The sequence below is a fragment of the Bradyrhizobium sp. 31Argb genome (genome assembly GCF_043638955.1).
Lineage (GTDB): Bacteria > Pseudomonadota > Alphaproteobacteria > Rhizobiales > Xanthobacteraceae > Bradyrhizobium.
In genome coordinates this window covers 1-7,759 of the sequence record NZ_JBEGDB010000338.1, presented here as the reverse complement: position 1 = coordinate 7,759, position 7,759 = coordinate 1, and the positions used below count along the sequence as shown (strand labels likewise).

The following is a 7,759-nucleotide window of genomic DNA, read 5'->3' as shown; positions in this document are numbered from 1 at the left end:
GTCACTTTGGCGTAGAGCTCACCAGGCCGCCGCCCAGCGCGCGCACTTCAAAACAAAAAGACAACTGTAATGCTAGGTCACTCTTGCAACGTTTCCGGCTGACGCCCGCCGTTATCCTTTTTTGATTGCCGTTCGCCGATGTCCTTCGCCAGGACGGTCCCTTCGCTTCGGCGGTTCCGACAACCTAGAGTGGAGCCTTTAGCCCAAAGTTCCGCCGAGTCAATCTGCAACTAAAGATCAGTTTGATTGAATAGTTAATCGGCAAGGTTGCCAAATTTTCCCGTCGCTCGCCCCATATCGCCCGCAAACCTTGAAATTGCCGGGCCGCCGTGGTCTCAAGCTGCCAGTTTTCATCCGGCCCCTGGCAGTGGGCCAAGCCACAACACGGCAGTTCTCACCGATGGCCCGCAGGTTTTCTGTTCCCTATCAGTCGGAGCCGGTGTCCAGCCTCGCCACCTGGGCACGCAACCTCGCGATCTTCTCCGCCGTCGCGGTGATCGTCTCGATCCTCATCGTCCGCTTCGGCTTCCTGGAGATGAAGCCGGCGCTGGCGACCTTCTTCGGCGCGCTGGCCTGTGCGGGACTTTCGATCCTGCTTGGCTTCGCCGCCTTCGCCGCGATCTGGCAGAACGGTTCGCGCGGCATGGGCCGCATCCTTCTGGCCTTCCTGATCAACGCGCTGGTGCTCGCCTATCCCGCCTATCTCGCCGTGCAATATCGCCGGCTGCCGCCGATCCACGACATCACCACCGACCCGATCGATCCGCCGCGGTTCGAGGCGCTGTCGCGCCTGCGCACCAGCGACGACACCAATTCGGCCGTCTATGCCGGGCTCTACTCCGCCGACCAGCAGCGCCGCGCCTATCCCGATATCGAGACCGTCGAGCTCGAGGTGCCGGTGGACCGCGCTTACACGGTGACGCTGCAATTGGTGAACCGGCGCAAATGGCTCGTGATCGATGAGCGCCCGCCGACGCCACCGCGCCGCATCGGCCGCATCGAGGCGGTGGCGCGCACGCCGATCATGGGCTTCCGCGAGGATGTCGCGATCCGCATCATGCCCGACGGCGAGGACTCGCGGGTCGATATCCGCTCCGCCTCGCGCTATTTCGAGGCCGACCTCGGCAGCAACGCCGCGCGCGTGTCGAAGCTGATCGAGGACATCAACACCGCCGTCGACAACGCGAAGCCGGCCACGCCGAAGAAGGCGCCAGCACCGCCGAAGGCGCAGGCGAAGACGGTGAAGAAGTGAGGCGGTCGGTTGGACACCGCTGGGGCCTGTACTCCTAAATCACCCAGCAGCGTCCGCTTTCGGGCAAACCGGACATCGAGCCAACATCGCCGAATGACCGAGTCTGACCCGAAGGCGACCTTAAACTCGTAACCAGCGAGAGGCTGATCGCAGCTCAGCAGAGTCCTTGGTGGGACTTAGCACAAGCGACACGCCCCCCAGGATGCGCAGCAACCCGCGCAACCACCGAACCCCCAGCCACCATACCCCCAGCCACCGAACCCGATGTCGTCATCGAACCCGATGTCGTCATAGAACCCGATGCTGAACCCGCAGCCGCCGCAACCGCAACCACGGAAGCCAAGGCAACCACGGAAGCCACCGCAACCTCGGATGCCAACAAACCTGCCACCACCGCAACCTCGGATGCCGACGAACCCGCCACCACCGCAACCTCGGATGCCAACAAACCCGCCACCACCGCAACCTCGGCCGCCAACAAATCCGCCACCGCCGCAACCTCGGCCGCCGCCAAACCCGCCACCACCGCAACCTCGGCCGCCGCCGCACCCCCCGCCACCATGGCCGCACCCGCAACCACCGCAGCCGCCGCCGCGCGCTAGCTGCACGCCGCCGCCCAAGTCTTCTCTATCGAAGAGATGGAACGTGGCTAGACTGACGTCGGCCATTTCCTCTTCGTCAAGAACGAAGCGCTGATTCGGCGAGGTATCGTCAGATTGCGGGATACCGGAAGTGGGCATCGTGGATGCGGATGCACTGCCCGCCAGCGAAAGACCCAGTCCGGCGGCGCCCAGCACCTTCACGGCGGCGGCTTTTGTTGTGCGTCTCTGCTTCGAAGCTTGCTTGACCCGTGGCATGGTCGCACCCTCCGTAAGTCGATAGCGCTTAGCGCGGCAAGCGTGCGCGCGGCGCATCCGGCGCGCAAGGGTTACCGTGCGATAAATGCGAAATATCTCATCGAGTTCCTATTCATCTTCATGAACGAGATCGAAACGTAACGCTTTCGGTTGAGGGGCCTGATGAGGTCCGCCTTGCGCCATGACGCGGCCTTGGGGCCGCGCATGGCGCTGTACCGCGCGGTCGAGTCACGACCGGTGATGGCGGCGGCCATGATGACGCAGGAATGCGCCGGGCGCAAAATCATAAGAGCCGTAGCGGTCGCCGCAGTAAGAGACGCCGCCGCTGGCCGACGCACACGCGCCCTTCAACACGGGCCAGTCGGGAGACAACCTGGCAGCAGGCGTTGGCCTACCTCCATTTAGAACGTCCAGATTGGGATAATTGAACGCGAACGCGCCCGGCTCCTGGATGGCGGCCCTTATGGTCCCGTTCGGATTGTAGTCGTTCCTCGGATTATACCCGGAGTCGCGTAGATTTTTGATATACAGGGCGCGGTCTTGCGCGAATGCCGGCGTCGCTGCGGTCGCGGACAGCAGCACGGCCGTTGCAATAGCTTTGAATGAAATCACTGTCGTTTTTCTCCTGTATCGACGGTCGCAGACCCACGCGCGGACAAGACAATGCGGTCACGCTCCGTGAGGCGAGCGTGCTGTTCAAACGCGAGCTACCGGCTTGCAGCATCCGATGCGGATGCCTTCGGCCTTGACGTAGGGAGAGATCGGCCTGTTCCGTTTAAATTCCGCTTCCCGAAGCTCAACTCGGCTTGAAACGCGCGTTACCGAGTCAATCGCCTGTAGACCGAAGAAAGCGGATTGCCGCGCGACAGGACGTCGTGACGAAATCGATCCCTGGCGCACTGGTTATCTGACTGCCCTCGATTACTGTGTAAAGCGAGGCACGTCTGTGAGCCGTCTCACTCCTCGTTTTTTCGTGATGTTTGCTTATTGCCGTGCCGCGGCCAATTCCGGCCCTGACGTGTCAGGGCGGCAACAATAGCGCTTACTGCGGTGGAAGAGTCTTCTGTTGGCCCTTTGCGTCGATCTGCCGCGAGCGCTGCAACGTCCGATGTGGAAGGTAGACCGGACTACGTCGAGCTCCTTTATAAGCCTAGGGTTTGACGTCGCGGGTTGAGACGGGGTTCAAAGCAATGCGCGACAGGGGCGGCTAAACTCAGACCGTTGAAGCGCACTTCCGTTAATGGCCCTAAAGGCGACATACCTCGCCCAGCCTCCAGTCGCATCCGTCGGTTTCCCGAGCCGTTCATCTACCGATCTTAAAAATGTGAATGGCCTGATTTCGAATTAACTAGAGCAACTGTTTGTACGGTGAAGCATCGGGGACCATCTGGCCCCATCGGCGAAGTGGCAATGGCCTCGTCGAGGTCCGCTTGGCGTGGCATGGCCGACAAGATTTGCTCACGCTGAGTTCTTCTGACTTCGCCCCAAACGTACGTTCGGCCGGCATTTGCTGAGCTCCACCGAAATAACCAGGCAGTCTTTCTCCATGCATCGAAACCAGATGCGCGGTCTGGCGTTGGGATCAATGGACGATGATGATTTGCAAGCCCGCAGTGAACAAGCTCTCGTCGTAGTGACCCTCAGTACGGCAACGCTGATCGCATGCGTTACCCTTTTCGTATCTCAATTGTAAGGCCGCCGCAGTTGGCGGCGTCTTTCGTTTGGAATGCCACTTCCTGCCCCGAAAAGGGCATAGCGGCACGTCCAAGCTAAAGGTCGGTTCTTAGAGGTAAGGCAGACTTCGTCACTCAGCCCGACCGCCCTGTGGCAAAAGAAAAGGCCGCCCGGAGGCGGCTAGTTCTTGGTCTTCCCTCTTGTGCTTATTTTTTGAGGGCGCCAGCGGCGTCCCGCGCTGCATCCTTCACATCTCCGGCGGCGTTGTGTGCGGATCCCTTCGCCTTGTCGATCTTGCCTTCGGTTTCCATCTCCTTGTCGCCAGTGAGCTTACCGGCACCTTCTTTGATGGCGCCTTTTGCCTTGTCGGCAGCGCCCTTCACATGTTCGCGATCCATGGTCGTGTTCCTTTTGCTGTGCGGAAGACCAGCACAACGAAAGAGTTACGCAGTGGTTCCTCGGAGAACAAGCACGGGTCCGGCCCTGCACACGAAGACTTCTGAATTTGGCCCTTGGCTGCCATCGCGAACGCGAGGAGTAGGTCAGCTACCGGGTCGAAAGCGGTCCAAGATGTGCTGGCCCGCCAATTCCGAATCTGACCCAACTGAGACATACCGCGCCCCGGCGGGCGCCGGTCAGGTCGTTTTGGGCAGATCGCCGATTGCGCTCAAGCGGCTCGATGGGTAGTCCTTGGCGTCCTCAGGCTAACTGCAGAGGCCCATGATCATCGCAATGATCACCGTGTGGATGATGCAGCCTGCCGTCTACGAGGTAATCGACATGGTCTCCATGCGGCACCTGTTCATGTCCGCAGCCTGGACCGTGAGTATGTGAGCAGCGGACGTGAGGGGTGCAGTTCACGGGATTTGCCGCATCGATCGGGATGACATGTTCGTCCACATGATCCTCGTGCATATGGTGAAGATGACCATCGTGAAGATAGTCCACATGGCCGTCATGGCGAACCGCGGTGTGTCCGCAATTCGGGCCATGGCGATGAGGGTGGTTCTCATGGTGTTTCTCGGTGCAAGTGGCCATCAGCATGCTCCATATGCATGTGGTTCCAGTCCACTTAAAATGGTGCGAAAGGCAACGCCGCCAAGGGCGCAAAAATCGAAAGCTGATCCGACGCATAATGTTATAATGTTACCGCCCCGTACGACCGCAGTTCCACATTTCGAAATGAGTTGACGCATTAAGCGGTTCGCACTTCGGGTTTCGCTTATGTCGCCTGTTGGCCCGAATGCGAAGTCCGCGCGGGATCGGAAATCGTCTGCTTATCGGGGTAGATCAGAAGTGACTGGTCGACCTTCCAATCGGCGCTTTTGACCCGAAGCCGACATTCCGCAACGCAAGGAATCCTCGCCGCGAACTTCCGTCCCCACTGCGTAACGAACTTCAAACCCAAGTTTAAAGCCTTTGCCCGTCTCTGGGGTTAGCGCACCTCGCCGATGCCGCTTGTGAAAGATAGGGCTCTCCCACAATTACCGATTGTTCACTACACTTCCGCCGAAAATGCGCTCAGCATAGTTCGAAGCAAAACGATGGTGGATGCGTAACAGATCGAGTCATCGCCATGCGCCACGCCCTACTCTTGCACGCTCTTGCCACAGCCGGCCTGTTCACCGGTCTGGGATCCAGCAGCTTCATCTCAGATGCATCCGCCGCGACCGCCGGCCACGCCTTGGCTGTCTCCGTCGACGATTTCTATTATAGAGACACGTCGAACGAGCCCAGCGATCAGACGGCCGTGCATGAAAAGCGATTGCGGGCTTTCATGACCGCGCTGCGGGACGATGTCACGGCAGACCGCCGTTTTGAGCTTGTGCCGTCCTTTTGCGCTTCGAATTGTCCGACCGATGGACCGACGTTGCGCGATCGGCTGCGCGCGGCGTCACAGGCCGGCGCGCAGGTCCTGATCATCGGCGGCTTTCATAAGATGAGCACACTGGTGCAGTTGGCGCAGACTGTTGCTATCGATACAACATCCCAGCGCATCGTGTTTAGGAAATACTTCCAATTCCGCGGCGACAACGACGAGGCATGGCAGCGGGCGGAGCGCTTTGTATCGGAGGAGGTCCGCAACCGGCTGCTTGAAAGCAGGTCGCAGCAATGAAGGCGCGGACCACCACCGAAGCGTATTCTGCGCAACTGCGGGCACGAGCTTCGTGTGCGGCCCGATGATCTCGGTCGGCTTGGCGATTACGCCCGGGGAGGGCATCTGACCCACGAGATTTTGCGAGAGAGCTTCTTCTGATCGGGAGGATGAGACGATGTGCAACCTGATAGGACATGCCCTCCAGCAAGCGCTCACGCGCCGTGGCTTCATCGCGGGAAGCGCCGTTGGAGCGAGCCTTATCGCTCCCATGATGTGCTCCGCAGTCGCAGGCGACGACGAACTGGACACACGAATTGAGATCGCACAATCGTCCGGAGACACCGCGAGTTCGAGGACCAGACTTCTTTTGCTGGGCACGGCAGGCGGTCCCACATGGTGGCCCAATTCGGACCAGTGCGGCATCTCATCGGCCGTGGCGGTTGGAGACGCCTATTATCTCGTGGACTGCGGCGAGGGGGTCGGCAAACGCCTTCAGCAGGCGTTATTGCCGGCTAATAGCCGCGTTATGAGCGCCAATTTGAGAGCGCTCTTTCTGACCCATCTCCATTCCGATCATACAGTCGATTATCCGAATTTGTTGCTGTTCGGATTGTTCACTGGGCTGGACCGTCCCGCCTCGCCCCTCAAGGTCTTCGGTCCGGGCCGGCGAGGCCAAGTGGCGCCTGTCTTTTCGCTCCCCGGCTCTTCGAGCCCGACTGCGCCAATTATCAGCCCCGATAATCCGACGCCTGGCACCAAAGATATGACAGGCTACATCTATCAGGCCTTCGCGACGGATTTGAACGATCGAATGCGCGACAATGGTAAACGGAGCCTCGAGGCGCTGGTCGAGGTGCACGACATCGATATCCCGCAAATTGCCGGGTTCAAATCGCCCAATGAAACCCCTGCTCCCCCGATGGAGCCGTTCAGGGTGTTCGAGGACGATCGCGTTCGTGTTTCGGCAATCCTCGTGGCGCACGCTCCAGTCTGGCCTGCATTCGCTTATCGCTTCGACAGTGAGGACGGGTCGATCGTGTTCTCCGGCGATACGGCGCGCAGCGAGAACCTGATCAAGCTTGCAAAAGGCGCAGACATTCTCGTTCACGAAGTCATCGTGACGAGATGGATCCATGGTCTATTTCCCGCGCCGCGTTCAGTCGCCGAAGAAGGCTTGATGCAACATCTGCTTGGCGCACATACGCCGGTTGAAGAGGTTGGCGGAATAGCCGAAGCAGCGGGTGTGAAGAAGCTTGTCCTCAGCCACATTGTGCCCGGCAACGCAACGCGTGAACAGCTATCGCCTGCAGGCAAGGGCTTTTCGGGCGAACTCGTGATCGGCCGAGACTTGATGCAGATTGGTACCGGCCAAGCAGCGGCGCCCGCTCGAAAGGGGTAACAGGGCTTCATTCCCCTTCGTACCGTTGCATCAAGTCGCAGAACGAGCACCAAATAGGATGTCCCCTGTTGGCCCTTCAGCGACATGCCGACGGACTCTGACCATGTCCGCTCATTGGGCTAGACCGGAAGCGACCGACCGATAGCCGAAACGACGCTGATGACCCGTCTGAGACCTTCCGGCCGACTCCAAATATTCCCGCTCGCTGGGCCTGACCGGAAATCATCGTAGCGAGAGCAAAAGGGCGCCCGTTGACCCAAGCGGACACTAGCTTTACTGACGAAGTCCAACCGGGGTGGATGTTCAACCGCCCGCCCACACTGGAAATCATGGCGCTCTTGCTCGCCGTCAACCCACGCCCTATGTCCGCTAGTGCACTACCAACACCGGCACGCTTCCGTCGGCTAGGGTCTGTTGGGATTCAGGATTCTCATTCGTGCTTGGCTGTGATTCAAGCTTTGGATGGAACGATTCGTTTT

At 59.7% G+C, this 7,759-nt stretch carries 5 protein-coding genes; 3 read left to right on the top strand and 2 right to left on the bottom strand.

What is annotated here, in order from left to right; translation table 11 throughout:
• Positions 1-400 precede the first annotated feature (400 nt).
• On the top strand, positions 401-1,252 hold the full coding sequence (locus tag AAFX91_RS36595; protein WP_130583196.1) for a DUF1499 domain-containing protein: 852 nt from the start codon (positions 401-403) through the stop codon (positions 1,250-1,252).
• Between the two features lie 1,085 nt (positions 1,253-2,337).
• Here AAFX91_RS36595 and AAFX91_RS36590 read toward each other — a convergent pair.
• Both AAFX91_RS36590 and AAFX91_RS36585 read right to left on the bottom strand, forming a co-directional pair.
• Complete coding sequence (locus tag AAFX91_RS36590; RefSeq protein ID WP_394569754.1) at positions 2,338-2,721, bottom strand: hypothetical protein; 384 nt, start codon at positions 2,719-2,721, stop codon at positions 2,338-2,340.
• Positions 2,722-3,989: 1,268 nt separating this feature from the next.
• On the bottom strand, positions 3,990-4,181 hold the full coding sequence (locus AAFX91_RS36585) for a CsbD family protein (protein ID WP_130231261.1): 192 nt from the start codon (positions 4,179-4,181) through the stop codon (positions 3,990-3,992).
• 1,178 nt (positions 4,182-5,359) lie between these two features.
• Here AAFX91_RS36585 and AAFX91_RS36580 point away from each other — a divergent pair.
• Both AAFX91_RS36580 and AAFX91_RS36575 read left to right on the top strand, forming a co-directional pair.
• Entirely contained in the window at positions 5,360-5,899 is a 540-nt protein-coding gene (locus tag AAFX91_RS36580; protein ID WP_394569753.1) for a DUF2380 domain-containing protein, read from the top strand.
• Positions 5,900-6,056: 157 nt separating this feature from the next.
• A complete protein-coding gene (locus AAFX91_RS36575; protein ID WP_130584151.1) occupies positions 6,057-7,280 on the top strand; it encodes an MBL fold metallo-hydrolase in 1,224 nt (407 codons plus the stop codon).
• The last annotated feature ends 479 nt before the right edge of the window (positions 7,281-7,759 follow it).

Bases quoted from the DNA above. Each gene is read 5' to 3' on its own strand.
- AAFX91_RS36595 (WP_130583196.1), top strand. From the start codon at position 401: ATGGCCCGCAGGTTTTCTGTTCCCTATCAGTCGGAGCCGGTGTCCAGC.
- AAFX91_RS36585 (WP_130231261.1), bottom strand. From the start codon at position 4,181: ATGGATCGCGAACATGTGAAGGGCGCTGCCGACAAGGCAAAAGGCGCC.
- AAFX91_RS36575 (WP_130584151.1), top strand. From the start codon at position 6,057: ATGTGCAACCTGATAGGACATGCCCTCCAGCAAGCGCTCACGCGCCGT.
- AAFX91_RS36580 (WP_394569753.1), top strand. From the start codon at position 5,360: ATGCGCCACGCCCTACTCTTGCACGCTCTTGCCACAGCCGGCCTGTTC.